The organism is Sphingopyxis sp. LARHCG72 (assembly GCF_052871675.1).
The window spans coordinates 17,461-30,024 of sequence record NZ_JBIXJU010000012.1 but is presented as its reverse complement, the minus strand read 5'-3'; the positions used below and the strand labels follow the sequence as shown (position 1 = coordinate 30,024).

Sequence of the window (12,564 nt, the reverse complement as noted above, 5' to 3'; positions counted from 1 at the left end):
CCGTAATTGCGACAGCCTTGAAGCATTTCCTTGCTGCTGGGATGCCCCCGGAAGCGATCATCGCCGCTGTGGCGGAGATGGAAGAGTCGATGCACGCCGCCCTCGCCGAGATGGTTCCCGAGCGGTCAAAGGCCGCGGAGCGGCAGGCCCGGTATCGCCAGCGGGGAGGCGGGCAAGTCCCCGACGACGTGCGGCAGGAAGTTTTTCGCCGAGACGGATACCAATGCTGCGAATGTCGAAGCGACGATCGCCTTGAGATCGACCACATCATTCCGCTGAACAAGGGCGGCCACCCGACCGACATCGAGAACCTGCAAACCCTTTGCCGTCCGTGCAATGCGCGGAAGCGCGACCGCATAAGAAAGGCGGACAATCGCGGAAAATTGCAGACAAATGCGGAATTGGCGGGGAAATCGGAAGGAACGGGCGGAAATCCGCGGACAATTGCGGACACCGGCCCCCTTCCTCTCCCCCCCAATGATAATAATTCTAACCCCCCCACACCTACCCCCGAGAATAATACTCCGCGCGTGCGCGAGGCGGCCGATGGCCATGTGACCGATTGGCTGGCTTGGCGGGAGAAAAACCCGTTCCCGAAGCCCTACTTCTCACGCCCTCAACCTTGGGCCGACTTCCTGAAAAACCGCAAAGAAAAGCGTCAACCGAACACGGTCACCGCTCACGACAAGATGCTGCGCGACGTAGCCAAGATCGCTGCCCGGACTGGCTGGCCACCCGGCAGGGTCTTCCTCGCCTGTGTCGAGGAAGGATGGGCAGGAATTTACGAAACGAACGAGATGAAGGCGGCGATCAATGCGAATGGGAACGGTGGAAATCAGCGAAGCGCTCGGCAAAGCCTTGGAGGACAGCGTGATAACCGAGATGGGTTCAAACGCGCTTGCGACGACTGGATCGACGAGGCTCAACGATCAGCAACTGGCGGTGATGGAGGATCTCGCCAACTTGCCCTTGGTGGCCCCGGTTCCCTGTGACGCGGCTGATTTCGCCAAGCTGATGCGCTCGCTCTCGATCCTGCCGAGCCGCGCCGACGACGAGGTGACCGGAAAGCTGCGGCTGAGCATCTATCACCGGATGATGGGCCAATATCCGCGCGCGGCGATCGCCTTCATGGTCGAAGAGGCGATGAAGCGGTTCGACTGGTTCCCGACGCCGCGGCAGTGCCTCGATATTCTTGCCGACTGGCGCGATCATGACGCCGTGGTCCACAAGCACCGCACAGTGATGGCCGCGAGCGCCGTTCGGCAAGAGCGACAGGCGCGGCTCGGCGACATCATGGAATCCCTCGATCGCCGCGAGCTCGATCAGGGGCAAATCGATGCGCTGCCCGATCAGGTGAAGCAGATCGCGGCCGAGCGTGGCTTCCTGCGGCTCTACGACGATGGCGTTTACCGCGCCCGTCCTGTCCCGGTGCCGGCCAATGGGTAGCCAGGCCCATGCCCTCGCCAACAAATACAACGCCCGCCGCGCCGCCGAAGGAAAGACCGGGATGAAGTGGATCGTCGACGACAGCGGCAACCTCAAGCTGATCAGCATCGGCCGCAATGTCCCGCACGAACCGCTGCCAGCAAGCAAGTCGGAGCGGCTGATATGACCTCGCCCCACATCCCCGCCGCCGCAACAGGAGTGCAATGACCGTGCTGACGATCGACAACGGAAAGGCTGAGTGAATGGCAAGGGCCGGACGTAAGCGGAAAGAGGGGCGACGCGATGCGAAGGGCAAGTTGCGCCCGATCATCATGCCGGACCGCGGCAACGATCGCACGGCAGCCAAGCGGGAAGCGTTCGGCACGGACGGCGGGGACGCCATCGGCCGCGCCTATCGCTCGGGCCTTCTCGGGGAGAATGGTCAACGCCTCATGCAGACCGCCCGCAGCTTTCACCGCGCCTATTGGCCCATGTTCGGCGTCGGGCAAATCGGCTGCACGCTTGGCGATCGATCCGGGGGAGATGGGGATGGCGATATCGACAGGGAGCAATGGGTGGTCAAAACCGTGCAGCGCGTCGACGCGATGGGCCGCGATCACCGTAAGGCCTTCGATGAGCTGGTTTTGGACTTCTGGCCTGACTACGGGCCGCACTGGCTGGACGCGCTCATTGCCAAGCAGGACTGCGAAACCAGCAAGGCGAAGCTGGACTTGGCGATCAAGGTGCTGAATGAATTAGCCGCTTGACGACTGCTCAAAAATTAGGCAGACACGGATTAATTGAACATGGCGCTTTGCGTCACCAAGGGCCGCCGGCACATCGCTCGGCGGCCCTTTCTCGTTCCGGCGTGTTGTTCCCTTGCACGCCCTCCCGCCGCCATCATCCGACGCACCGTAATAGCTCACGCTGGTAAAGCGGTCGGCATCTGTTGTGCGGCGGGAAAAATTCGACAGGAAGCGCGTTCTCCTTGGCCTGACCGTCGGCGGCGGGCTTAACGGCTACTCTGGTTCTTGACTAAACGCCGTGCGCCTCCGGGGGTTCCGATCCCTTCATATGAGCGGCGAAGATAGCAACGCCGACACCCACGATCCGAAACTGCCCACCGCTTGCGGAGCAGAAAGAGAGGATTGGCCCATATGGCTGACCATATTGACGGAGCCCTTCGCGCGGCCATCGAAGAGAGTTTGCTTGAGCGCTTGGCCGATGGCGAAAGTCTCGTGCAGATTTGCCGCGATGACGACATGCCCGATCGGCGGACTGTTCAACGTTGGCAAGATGATGATGAGAAGTTCGATGCCGCAGTTATGCGTGCGCGCGAGGCGGGAATGTTTGTCCGCGCTGAAAAGGCGGTGGAAGAAGCTAAGGCCGCCGAGGATGCTTCGCTAGGCCGCTTGGCCTTCGATGCGGAGCGCTGGTACGTCGGCAAGCTGTCGAACGCATTTAGCGATGACAAGACGCGCCGCCACGAGCTTAGCGGGCATGTTGGCATTTCGAGGGTAGAGCGTGAGGTCGTCGACCCTCAGCATTCCAACGGCTAGGGTTTTCCTGCCGCTGCTGGAGCCAGCACGAGACAAGGTTGCAAGGGGCGGGCGAGGATCGGGGAAGTCACATTTCTTTGGCGGCCTGCTTGTTGAAGACAGTTTGGCGGAGCCGGGGAATTGCGGCGGCGTCGGGTTGTTGTCGGCCTGCCTTCGCGAAGTCCAAAAGGATCTAGCCCAGTCGGCCAAGCGGCTGATCGAGGCAAAGCTATACGAGTTCCGGCTTGGCGAGGCTGACGGCTTCAAGATTTACGAGGATTGCATATCAACCCCAGGCGACGGGCTGGTCATCTTCAAGGGGATGAACAACTACACCGCCGACAGCATCAAATCGCTGGAAGGGTTCAAGCGGGCATGGTGGGAAGAGGCCCACACCGCAACGAAGAAATCGATCAACCTGTTGCGCCCGACAATGCGCGCGCCGGGGTCGCAGCTTTGGTGGAGCTACAACCGCAACCGACCGACTGATGCGGTGGACGTGATGTTCACGGGCGACGAGATTCCAACCGGGGCGGCAGTCGTTGACGCGAACTGGCAAGATAACCCGTGGTTCACCCCTGAGCTTGAACAGGAGCGGCTCGACTGTCTCAGGATGCAGCCGGAGCAATACGACCACATATGGGACGGGGGATATGTCACCGTTGCCGAGGGGGCTTATTTTGCGGCGGACTTGGCCAAGGCGAAGGCGGAGGACCGTATCTGCTTCATTGCCGAAGACCCGCACCTTGTTGTCAGGTTGTTCGCAGATCTTGGCGGCACCGGGGCAAAGGCTGATAATTTCGTGTTCTGGGCTGCCCAATGGGTCGGCCTCGAAATCCGCTGGACCAACCATTACGAGCGTCAGGGCCAACCGATCGGCGCGCATCTCGATTGGCTCCGCACCCAAGGTTACACGCCAGACCGCGTGATCATCTACCTGCCGCACGACGGCGACCAGCAAGAGAAGACAATCGACACGTCGTTCCGCAAGTCATTCGAGGACGCAGGGTACACGGTCGTCATCATTCCCAACCAAGGCAAGGGTGCCGCAAGCCAACGCGTAGAGCGCGCTCGCAAGCTGTTCCCTCGCATGCGGTTCGACGAAACGAGGACAGTCGGCGGTCGCCAAGCCTTGGGCTGGTATCACGAAAAGAAAGACGACGCGCGCGGCATAGGGCTTGGCCCTGAGCATGACTGGTCATCGCACAGCTCGGACGCGTTCGGCGCCGGCTGTGTTGCTTACGAAGAACCACAATCCGCCAAACCGCTCGACCTCAGCCGCCTGATGAAAGGGGTAGCATGAAGCCTGAACCCCTAGACGAAGACGAACTGGTCAACGCGCTCAAGAACGAGGCGGACAGCGCCTGCACGTTCCACGACACCACGCTTGCCGAGCGTCAGGAGCAGTGCCTGAAATATTACGACGGCGATCTGTTCGGTGATGAAGTCGAGGGGCTTTCCCAGATCGTCGTCAAGGACGTTCAGGAAACCGTCGATTACATGACGATCAGCGTCTTGCGGACGTTTGTAGCCGGTGATCGGGTCGTGGAGTTTCAGGCCAAGTCGCCAGACGAAGAGGAAGCCGTCGATCAGGCGACCGAGACGATCCAGCAGATTTTCATGCAGCACCAGGACGGTTATCGCGTCCTGCACGACTGGCTCAAGGCTGGGTTGATCGAGATTATCGGGGTCGTGAAGTCCGCGGTGATCGAAGAAGATGCCGTTGACGAGCAAGTATTCGAGGCTTCGGCTGAGGAGATCGCGGCGGCCGACGAGCGGGGGGAAGTTCCCGAGGATGCGGAGATCATCGACAATGGCGATGGATCATTCCGCGTCACGGTGAAGAGGGCGACCAAGCGGCGCTATTTCTGCGATTACACGGTGCCGAGCGAGGAATTTCGTTTCAGCGCCCGAACCCGGCATGAGGACAAGGCGGACTATCTCGCTCATGTGTGCCGCAAGACGCGCTCCGACCTCGTGGAGATGGGTTTCGACGTCGAGGTTGTTTATGATCTGCCCACCGGCGAGGACACGTTGTGGAGCGACGGTCGATCGCAGGAGCGTGACGAGGATTACGACCGGGGCTGGTCGGACACCCGGCAGGCCTCGATGCAAGAACTGGAGCTTTGGGAAGAGTATATCCGCATTGACGCGGACGGCGATGGAATTGCCGAGCTTCTGAAATGCTTTCGGGTTGGCGACAGGCTGCTTGGTGAGCCCGAGATTGTAACGGATCATCCGTTCACGGTCTTTTGCCCGTTCCCGCGCCCGCATCGCATGGTTGGCGACAGCCTCGCAGAGAAGGCGATGGACATCCAGCGCATCCGCTCTGTCGTCGCCCGCCAGTTGATGAACGGCATGTACCTATCGAACATGCCCCGCTATTGGGTGCCGACGGAGAGTACGACCGAAAACACGATCAATGATCTGCTAACGGTGATCCCGGGCGCTCCGGTGCGAGGGAAGGGCGCTGCCCCCCAAGCGCTTAACGACGGGTTCGACATCGGCAAGTCCCTTGGCGTTCTCGAGTTCTGGAGCGGCGAGAAGGAAAGCCGCACCGGCATTACCCGGATGAATCAAGGCCTTGATGCGGACGCGCTGAACAAGACGGCGACCGGAACCGCGTTGATGCAGGCTCAGGGCCAGCAATACGAAGAGTTCATCGCCCGCAACTTCGCCGAGTGCGTGGGCCGCATGTTCTGGCGGAAATACCGTCTGGTCAAGGACGCTGGCGAGCCGTTCACGGTGAAGGTTGGCGGCAGCTATGCGGAGGTTGACCCTTCGACGTGGCCCGACGAGCCTGACTTGATCATCCGCACCGGGCTGGGCACGAACCGCAAGGAATATCGCATCGCCCAGCGGATGCAGTTGCTCGGAATCCAGCGCGAAGGCCGCGAGATCGGTCTTGTAGATAACCAGCGCCTGTTCAACAGCGCCGCCGGCCTTGTCCGCGACATGGGCATTGGGCAGCCGGACGATTATTTCGTCGACCCCAAGAACGCGCCACCCGAAGATCCGAAGCCTGATCCCGAAATGGTGAAGGCCCAGATGGAAGCGGAGTCGCAGAAGGCGAAGATCGAGGGCGAGCAACAGCTTTCCGCCATTCGCATTCAGGGCCAGCGCGATGAGGCTGCGGCAAAGCAGCAACTCGCCCGGGAAGAGGCGGAGTTTCAGGCTCAACTCGCACGGGAGAAATTCGAGTTCGAGAAAGAGCAATCCCGCGACCGCATGATGTTTGAAGCTGCGATGGCCCGCGAACAGGCCTCGCTCAAGGCGCAGACGGCGGTTGAAGTCAGTAAGAACCGACCCGGCGGGGATCTAGACAAATGATGGACCCCAAAGCCCGCTCTGACCGCTGGCGCGCCTTCTATCAGGAGGAGGGCGGCCTTCACGACATGCTGACCGATCTGCGCCGGGCCTATTTCGAGCGCGCTGCGGACCTTGGTGTCAAGGACACCGCCGCGCTGCTTAAACTGTCGATCGCTTCCAAGCTGGTCGACGAACTGGACCGCCAAATCAGTGCCGTCATTTCCGCTGGCGATATTTCAGCCCAGCAGGACGAGCACCTCGCCCGCATCCACAGGGTCGGGAAGTTTTTCTAAGCCGCGCTACGGCGCAAATCATGGAGTAGTGTCATGGCCCATCCGTTCCCTGAGGGTTCGGAAGCCGTTGACGTGTCCGAATCCCTTGGGGACGACGGCGCGGTAGCGGCTTTTGCAGATTACCTCGAAAATGAGGACGACGAATTGCCGGAAGACGGTGAAGAAGCCGAGGGTGATGAACCTGAAGCCGATGATCTGGACGAAGGTGAGGAGGCAGACGAGGACGAGCAGGAAGGCGACGAACCGGAAACGGCCATCGAAGCGCCTGTTAGCCTGAACGCAGACGAGAAGGCGGTATTCGCGCAGCTTCCCCCGGAAGCCCAGCGCGCATGGGCCGCCAGCGAAGCTCGCCGTAATTCACAAGTCCAAGATGCGACCACCAAAGCCGCCAATGCCCAGCGGAGCGCGGAAGCGCACGCAGCGGAGGCGCACAGCAAGGCGAAGGCGGTATTCGCCACGCAGCTTGCGGAGTTCGCAAGCCACCTCGCCCCGACCCCTCCCGATCCCACATTGGCTCGCGAGAACCCGGGCGAATATATCGCACAGAAAGCCCATTACGACGCCCTGAAAGCCCAGCACGACGAGCTCGTGCAGCAAGTATCGGCGCTCGGAGACGAGGCCAGTCAGGAAATCGATCAGGCGTTTATCCAGCAGCGCGACCGGGAACTTCTAGCCATCCCAGAGGTCGCGAACGAGGAAACGCGGATGGACTTCTTCGACCGGGCCTTCGGCGTGGCAGAGGCGCTTGGATATGATCGCGACATCCTCTTGCGGGATGGCAACGCGACCGACTTCAAGGCGCTGGTAGCCGCCCATGGGTGGAAAGACAAAGCTGCGAAATACGACGCCATCATGGCGAAGCAGATGCAGCGTGTGCGGAACGGAAAGACCGCCAAGCCGGGTGCAGCCCAGCCGTCAGGCAGCCGCACAGCCCGTGCCCTCAAAGACGCAACCACGAGGCTCCGCAAGACCGGCAGTGATGCCGACGCGATTGCGGCATTCGAAGCACAAGGATTTTAGACATGGCAGTACCGGGTAATACCTTCCAGCGCGCGGGCAAAGTCGCCGTGCGCGAAAGCCTGCACGACACGATCAGCAATATCGCGCCGACGCAGACCCCCTTCATCTCGAACATCGGCAGCGGCAACGCCAACCAGACCTATGAGGAATGGCTGACGGACACCCTCGCCGCCGCTGATGCCGACAACAAGGTAATCGACGGCGACGACGCTGCGAACGACGCCCTCACCGACGCTGTGCGCTTGGGTAACTATACCCAGCTCATGGACAAGGTGGTCGGCATCTCGTCGACCACGCAAGCGGTCAAATCTGCGGGCAATCAGACCAAGATGGCCTACCAGATGCTGAAGAAGTCCAAGGAAATCAAACGCGACATGGAGAAGCGTTTCTGCGGCAACTTTGCCGCGGTTCCTCTGGCTAACGGCACTGCCGGTGAATCGGCGGGCATGGTGGCGTTCATCCGCACCAACGGCTCGCGCGGTGCTGGCGGCGCGGCGGCGACCCTTTCAGGCACCACGGCGGGCTATGTCAACGCCGCGGCGACAAACGGCACGCTCCGCAACTTCACTGAGGCGCTGATCAAGGATGCCATTCAGGATGCGTGGAACGAAGGCGGCGAGCCGACGATGGCGCTCATGTCGGGCACTCTCAAGCAGACTGCTTCGACGTTTGCCGGTATCGCGGACATCCGTAAGGATGCGCCGGGAAGCAAGGCGGCGACCATTATCGGCGCTGCTGACGTGTATGTTTCGGATTTCGGGAACATCTCGTTCACTCCCTCGCGCTTCACCACAGGCCGCGACGTGTCGATCATCGACACGTCTCTGTGGGAGCTGCTTTACCTCCAGAGGTTCAGCACCGCCGAACTGGCAAAAACGGGGCACGCCGACCGGAAGATGCTTTCGGTTCAGGCAACGCTCAAATGCGCGAACGAGCTGGGCAACGCGAACATCGCGGACGTTCAGGCGGCGTAATGATCCGGGGGAGGCTTCGGCTTCCCCCGCTTTTCAGGAGTGAGAGATATGGCTGCTGGTTCTCCGGTATCTCAACGCAATGGCCGCGCGACGACTTCGCGCCCCGGCACGGTCCTCCAAGGAGCAGTGCAGGCCAACACTGCCGCTGCCGACGTTGCGGCCTTGGTGACCGACTTCAACGCTCTGCTGGCGAAGCTTCGCACGGCTGGCATCATCGCAACCTGAGGATAAATACCATGACCACCGACACCAAAAAGACCGACACCACGCTGACCGTCACCGAGGGCAATGTCGCCTTCGACAAGGACGGCAAGAAGTGTCTCGCGGGCGACGAAATCGCGCTGACGGCTGAGCAGGCCAAGGTGCTGAAAGACAAGAAGATCGTCGAATGAAGAAGTTCCTGCTCGACTACGACCCGTTGAATGGCGTTCGCCAGTATTTCGGCGTGGACGCAGACGGGCAGGAATATCTTATCGACGAGATCGACGCTCCGACGACGAAGGCGGTTCTTGATCAGAACGCCCGCATTGAGGGCCAAGGGATGGGCAAGGACATGCGTCTCGCCGCCTCGATCCCGGTTCAGGTGCAATTCGAATGGATCGACAAGTACGGCGTCAATATGTGGGATCCGAACCACAAAGAGGCCGTCAAGCGTCTGCTGAACTCGTCCGAATACCGCTACCTTCGTGTGAACCACTTCCAACTGTGAGGTCGCTATGACGATTGTTATTTCGACCGAAGACAGCGTTCGTTTCCAGACGTTGGCGGGCCTCAAGGAGTCGATCTCCGCGCGTCTAGATCGCACGTTCGACAATGACGACTTGACGGACTTCATCTACCTTGCAGAGCGCGAAATGGAGCGGGTCTTGCCCGTCGCTGCTCGTGAGGTGACGACCGCACTTTCGGTTAGCGCGCAGACCTCGCCGCTGCCGATCGATTTCAAGGCTGTACGGCATATAACCGTAGGCTCTGGCGTGCCGCTGAGCCTCGCCGCTGCCTCCGTCGTGGCAAACAACCAGTGCACCGGCTGCCCCAACGCCTATGCCATCATCGCGCAGCAGCTTTGGTTCTCGCCCATCCCGAACAGCACTCATAACGGGACGCTGGTCTATGAGAGAAAAATTCCGGCGCTGACCGAATCTTCTCCGTCGAATTGGGTTCTCGACAAGCACCCCGACGCATATTTCTACGGCGCCCTCGTCCAGGCTGCGGATTATATCGAGGATCCGAACAAAATCGGCCGTTACCGCACCATGTTCGAAACGGTGCTCGGGCAGATGATCGATGAGAGCGAACGCTACCGCAACAGCGGCGCCCCACTCAAGCCCACGATGATAGGCGTCGTGTGAGGATCGATCTCCCGGCATATCTGCCGGATCAATCCCTCAATAGCGGCGTCATCACAGTGGCAGAGAACGTCTACCGCGCGGTCGACGGGTATCGGCCTGTGCGCGACTTCCTCACCGGATCGGATGCGCTGCCGAACCCCTTCAACGGCGGCGCCGCGTTCATTTCGACTGGCGGCACTAGCTACCTTCTGGCGGGGACGACCGACGAGCTTGTTCGCTACTCGGCAGGCGGATGGGTTGACTTGTTGACGGGCCTCACGGTTCCGGAGCGCTGGGCCTATACGCAGTTCGGCGATTATGTCGTCACGGTCAACGGCGGTGTCACGCAGGATGTTGATCTGAACGCGGGAACGGCGGGGGCGCTTGCTGGCGCTCCAACCGGAACGTGCATTACCGTTGTCGGCGATCAGGTGGTGATCGGACAGGCCGACGGGAACATACTGCTTATCAAGTGGTCGGCGTTCAATGATCACACTGGATGGACACCGGGAACCGATCAGAGCGGGTTCCAGCCGATGTTGACTGGTGGCGAGGTCATGGGACTGGCCGGCGGAGAGTTCGGGGTTATTCTCCAACGCCAGCGCCTCGTTCGCATGTCGCGCACCGGGGATGCAAACGCACCGTTCGCCTTTGATGAAATTACGCCGAATGTTGGCTGCGCGTCGAAGGGCAGCGTCGCACAGGCAGGGCGATCGGTTTTCTTCCTGTCTGACCGCGGGTTCATGGCGTGCGAGGATGGGCAGATTCCGGTGCCTATCGGTAATGAGAAGGTCGATAGGGATTTTCAGTCGCAAATCCCCCGCGACGAGTGGCACCGCATCTATTCAGCCGTTGACCCGCGCAACACGCTGGTCTGGTGGATGTTGCCCGGTGTGATGGGCAAGATTTGGATTTATAACTGGACGATGCAGGAGTGGTCGTTCGGTTCGTTCTCGTGCGACGGTATGTTCTCAGGCTTCACCTCGTCGGTCGACACGGACAATGCCGGGATCACCGACACCGACGCCGACCCGGCGCTGACCGTCGACGATCCCCGCTTCTCGGGAGGGGCACCCCGGCTGTTCATGGTGCAGGACGGCGAGATCGGAACTATGGAAGGCGTTCCCCTCAAGGCTCGTATCGGGCTTGGATTCGTCGAATTCAGCAAGGACGCCGTTTCGCGCATTCGCTCGTTTCGCCCGGTTGGTGATATGACGGCGGCCGAATGCGTCCTTGATTGCCGCCAGCGGCTCGGCGATGCAGAGAACCTTGTGACAGCAAGCCCTTTGCGCGCGAGTGGTATCATGCCTTGCCGCGCCACCGGGAAATACGTCAAGACGACGATGACCATCCCAGCCGGAACAGAGTGGAACTACTGTCGGGCCTTCGAATATGAACTGGGCGCCGGGGGGCGGCGATGACGATCCCGAGCTACAACCGCACAGCGGATTGGCCCCGCCTTGTCGCTGCTGCGATAAACGCGCTTGAGAACAAGGTCAGGACGCTGCTCGGAATGACGGCCTACACGGTCGAGACTGTTACCTTCACGCCCATTGCAGAACCCGTCAGCCCTGTTGAAGGCATGACGTATCTCGACAGCGCGTCCGGCAAGCTGCGCACTTACGCTGGCGGCATATGGAACGACCACTGGTGACCCCTTGGGCTTCCGAGTGGTGGCCCGAGATAGTGAAATGCGCGGAACAGGGCGGCCACACGGCAGCGGAGATTATCGAAGAGGTTTCTACGGGCAAAGCAATCGGCTGGCCCGTCTCGAACGGGTTCCTGTTGCTCGCTCGCACGGCTGACGATGCGATCTTGATCTGGGTCGGCGTTGGCCAGGGCGTCCGCGATTGGTGCGGTACGGCAGAGGCAGAAATCAGCGCCTTCGCCAAGGCGGTGGGGTGCAAAAAGTTGAAAATTGAAGGGCGTCGTGGCTGGCAAAGGATCTTGCCGCACTGGACGCGCGTGGGCGATGATTTGGAGTTGCCGGTGACATGAAAAGCAAAACGAAGCAGACCAATAAGCCGATTTACTCGGCGCAGGTCGAAGGTGCTGCGAACAACATCACGGGCGCCTATAATCAAGCTCGCCCCGGCCTTGAAGCTGGCGCGGCCAAGTTCGGCGGCGTCCTTGATAGTGTCATGGAGCGCTATAATCAGGGTGATCCCAATATCGCGGCTGCGCGCGGCTACAATGCTGACGTTCTCGGCGGTAAATATCTGGACGCTGGCAATCCTCATCTTGAGGAAATGGTGGCCCTCACCAATAACAACGCCCGCAACGGTGTCGCCGCCTCTCTCGGCACGCGCGGCCTGACAGGCGGCAGCGATTTCGCGAGCCTCATCACGAAGCGCCTTGCTGAGAATGAAACAGGCCTCCGGTATGAAGATTACGGCAAAGAGCGCGATCGCATGGGCCAAGCTGTGTCGCAGGTGCCGGGTCTCATCGCCGCGGAGAATGGCATCCTTGATCCGGCGTTCGCAGCTTACGAAGCAATGCAGGCGCCGGTTCGCGCTGCTGTCGGGGCCGGTCAGGGGATCGGCGGCCTACTGTCGCAATACCAAACCGTCAAAAGCACTCAGAAAGGTAGCTTGGCAGGCCTTTTGGCGCAGCTCGCGGGCAACGCGGCCCAAGCTTACGCGACGGGGGGCTGACGATGGCACTGGCACCCGGATTG

The 12,564-nt window shown here is 60.7% G+C and carries 18 protein-coding genes; all 18 read left to right on the top strand.

Annotated features, from left to right (window positions below; all coding sequences use genetic code 11):
- The first annotated feature begins 17 nt into the window (after nt 1–17).
- The 18 genes from ACIPPQ_RS20215 to ACIPPQ_RS20130 all read left to right on the top strand — a co-directional run bounded on the left by ACIPPQ_RS20215 (nt 18) and on the right by ACIPPQ_RS20130 (nt 12,541).
- Nucleotides 18–992 carry an HNH endonuclease gene (locus ACIPPQ_RS20215; RefSeq protein WP_446545847.1) on the top strand — a complete coding sequence of 325 codons (975 nt, stop codon included), beginning with the start codon at nt 18–20 and terminating at the stop codon, nt 990–992.
- A complete protein-coding gene (locus tag ACIPPQ_RS20210) occupies nt 964–1,446 on the top strand; it encodes a hypothetical protein (protein ID WP_446545846.1) in 483 nt (160 codons plus the stop codon). The genes ACIPPQ_RS20215 and ACIPPQ_RS20210 overlap by 29 nt, the downstream gene beginning before the upstream one ends.
- Nucleotides 1,439–1,612 carry a hypothetical protein gene (locus ACIPPQ_RS20205; RefSeq protein WP_446545845.1) on the top strand — a complete coding sequence of 58 codons (174 nt, stop codon included), beginning with the start codon at nt 1,439–1,441 and terminating at the stop codon, nt 1,610–1,612. The genes ACIPPQ_RS20210 and ACIPPQ_RS20205 overlap by 8 nt, the downstream gene beginning before the upstream one ends.
- A 76-nt stretch (nt 1,613–1,688) precedes the next feature.
- Entirely contained in the window at nt 1,689–2,192 is a 504-nt protein-coding gene (locus ACIPPQ_RS20200; protein ID WP_446545844.1) for a hypothetical protein, read from the top strand.
- A gap of 390 nt (nt 2,193–2,582) precedes the next feature.
- Nucleotides 2,583–2,984, top strand: coding sequence for a terminase small subunit-like protein (locus ACIPPQ_RS20195; RefSeq protein WP_446545843.1), 402 nt, complete (start codon nt 2,583–2,585; stop codon nt 2,982–2,984).
- Nucleotides 2,950–4,266, top strand: a complete 1,317-nt coding sequence (locus tag ACIPPQ_RS20190; RefSeq protein ID WP_446545842.1) for a phage terminase large subunit — start codon at nt 2,950–2,952, stop codon at nt 4,264–4,266. Before ACIPPQ_RS20195 ends, ACIPPQ_RS20190 begins: the two co-directional genes overlap by 35 nt.
- Nucleotides 4,263–6,293, top strand: a complete 2,031-nt coding sequence (locus tag ACIPPQ_RS20185) for a portal protein (RefSeq protein WP_446545841.1) — start codon at nt 4,263–4,265, stop codon at nt 6,291–6,293. Before ACIPPQ_RS20190 ends, ACIPPQ_RS20185 begins: the two co-directional genes overlap by 4 nt.
- Entirely contained in the window at nt 6,290–6,565 is a 276-nt protein-coding gene (locus ACIPPQ_RS20180) for a hypothetical protein (RefSeq protein ID WP_446545840.1), read from the top strand. The genes ACIPPQ_RS20185 and ACIPPQ_RS20180 overlap by 4 nt, the downstream gene beginning before the upstream one ends.
- Nucleotides 6,566–6,598: 33 nt before the next feature.
- On the top strand, nt 6,599–7,585 hold the full coding sequence (locus tag ACIPPQ_RS20175) for a hypothetical protein (RefSeq protein WP_446545839.1): 987 nt from the start codon (nt 6,599–6,601) through the stop codon (nt 7,583–7,585).
- Between the two features lie 2 nt (nt 7,586–7,587).
- Nucleotides 7,588–8,559 (top strand): DUF5309 domain-containing protein, encoded by a 972-nt coding sequence (locus tag ACIPPQ_RS20170; RefSeq protein ID WP_446545838.1) that lies wholly within the window; start codon nt 7,588–7,590, stop codon nt 8,557–8,559.
- Nucleotides 8,560–8,607: 48 nt separating this feature from the next.
- Complete coding sequence (locus ACIPPQ_RS20165) at nt 8,608–8,784, top strand: head fiber protein (RefSeq protein WP_446545837.1); 177 nt, start codon at nt 8,608–8,610, stop codon at nt 8,782–8,784.
- 11 nt (nt 8,785–8,795) lie between these two features.
- A complete protein-coding gene (locus tag ACIPPQ_RS20160) occupies nt 8,796–8,951 on the top strand; it encodes a hypothetical protein (RefSeq protein WP_446545836.1) in 156 nt (51 codons plus the stop codon).
- Nucleotides 8,948–9,268: a hypothetical protein gene (locus tag ACIPPQ_RS20155; RefSeq protein WP_446545835.1), complete on the top strand. Its 321-nt coding sequence runs from the start codon at nt 8,948–8,950 to the stop codon at nt 9,266–9,268. Before ACIPPQ_RS20160 ends, ACIPPQ_RS20155 begins: the two co-directional genes overlap by 4 nt.
- A gap of 7 nt (nt 9,269–9,275) precedes the next feature.
- Nucleotides 9,276–9,908 carry a phage adaptor protein gene (locus ACIPPQ_RS20150; protein ID WP_446545834.1) on the top strand — a complete coding sequence of 211 codons (633 nt, stop codon included), beginning with the start codon at nt 9,276–9,278 and terminating at the stop codon, nt 9,906–9,908.
- Nucleotides 9,905–11,308: a hypothetical protein gene (locus tag ACIPPQ_RS20145; protein ID WP_446545833.1), complete on the top strand. Its 1,404-nt coding sequence runs from the start codon at nt 9,905–9,907 to the stop codon at nt 11,306–11,308. The genes ACIPPQ_RS20150 and ACIPPQ_RS20145 overlap by 4 nt, the downstream gene beginning before the upstream one ends.
- Nucleotides 11,305–11,541, top strand: a complete 237-nt coding sequence (locus ACIPPQ_RS20140) for a hypothetical protein (protein WP_446545832.1) — start codon at nt 11,305–11,307, stop codon at nt 11,539–11,541. Before ACIPPQ_RS20145 ends, ACIPPQ_RS20140 begins: the two co-directional genes overlap by 4 nt.
- On the top strand, nt 11,523–11,885 hold the full coding sequence (locus tag ACIPPQ_RS20135; protein ID WP_446545831.1) for a hypothetical protein: 363 nt from the start codon (nt 11,523–11,525) through the stop codon (nt 11,883–11,885). Before ACIPPQ_RS20140 ends, ACIPPQ_RS20135 begins: the two co-directional genes overlap by 19 nt.
- Nucleotides 11,882–12,541 (top strand): hypothetical protein, encoded by a 660-nt coding sequence (locus ACIPPQ_RS20130; RefSeq protein ID WP_446545830.1) that lies wholly within the window; start codon nt 11,882–11,884, stop codon nt 12,539–12,541. Before ACIPPQ_RS20135 ends, ACIPPQ_RS20130 begins: the two co-directional genes overlap by 4 nt.
- The last annotated feature ends 23 nt before the right edge of the window (nt 12,542–12,564 follow it).

What these genes read in the sequence shown, in the direction of transcription:
- ACIPPQ_RS20205 (WP_446545845.1), top strand. Translation starts at nt 1,439, where the DNA reads ATGGGTAGCCAGGCCCATGCCCTCGCCAACAAATACAACGCCCGCCGC.
- ACIPPQ_RS20200 (WP_446545844.1), top strand. Translation starts at nt 1,689, where the DNA reads ATGGCAAGGGCCGGACGTAAGCGGAAAGAGGGGCGACGCGATGCGAAG.
- ACIPPQ_RS20195 (WP_446545843.1), top strand. Translation starts at nt 2,583, where the DNA reads ATGGCTGACCATATTGACGGAGCCCTTCGCGCGGCCATCGAAGAGAGT.
- ACIPPQ_RS20185 (WP_446545841.1), top strand. Translation starts at nt 4,263, where the DNA reads ATGAAGCCTGAACCCCTAGACGAAGACGAACTGGTCAACGCGCTCAAG.
- ACIPPQ_RS20180 (WP_446545840.1), top strand. Translation starts at nt 6,290, where the DNA reads ATGATGGACCCCAAAGCCCGCTCTGACCGCTGGCGCGCCTTCTATCAG.
- ACIPPQ_RS20175 (WP_446545839.1), top strand. Translation starts at nt 6,599, where the DNA reads ATGGCCCATCCGTTCCCTGAGGGTTCGGAAGCCGTTGACGTGTCCGAA.
- ACIPPQ_RS20170 (WP_446545838.1), top strand. Translation starts at nt 7,588, where the DNA reads ATGGCAGTACCGGGTAATACCTTCCAGCGCGCGGGCAAAGTCGCCGTG.
- ACIPPQ_RS20165 (WP_446545837.1), top strand. Translation starts at nt 8,608, where the DNA reads ATGGCTGCTGGTTCTCCGGTATCTCAACGCAATGGCCGCGCGACGACT.
- ACIPPQ_RS20160 (WP_446545836.1), top strand. Translation starts at nt 8,796, where the DNA reads ATGACCACCGACACCAAAAAGACCGACACCACGCTGACCGTCACCGAG.
- ACIPPQ_RS20155 (WP_446545835.1), top strand. Translation starts at nt 8,948, where the DNA reads ATGAAGAAGTTCCTGCTCGACTACGACCCGTTGAATGGCGTTCGCCAG.
- ACIPPQ_RS20150 (WP_446545834.1), top strand. Translation starts at nt 9,276, where the DNA reads ATGACGATTGTTATTTCGACCGAAGACAGCGTTCGTTTCCAGACGTTG.
- ACIPPQ_RS20140 (WP_446545832.1), top strand. Translation starts at nt 11,305, where the DNA reads ATGACGATCCCGAGCTACAACCGCACAGCGGATTGGCCCCGCCTTGTC.
- ACIPPQ_RS20135 (WP_446545831.1), top strand. Translation starts at nt 11,523, where the DNA reads ATGGAACGACCACTGGTGACCCCTTGGGCTTCCGAGTGGTGGCCCGAG.
- ACIPPQ_RS20130 (WP_446545830.1), top strand. Translation starts at nt 11,882, where the DNA reads ATGAAAAGCAAAACGAAGCAGACCAATAAGCCGATTTACTCGGCGCAG.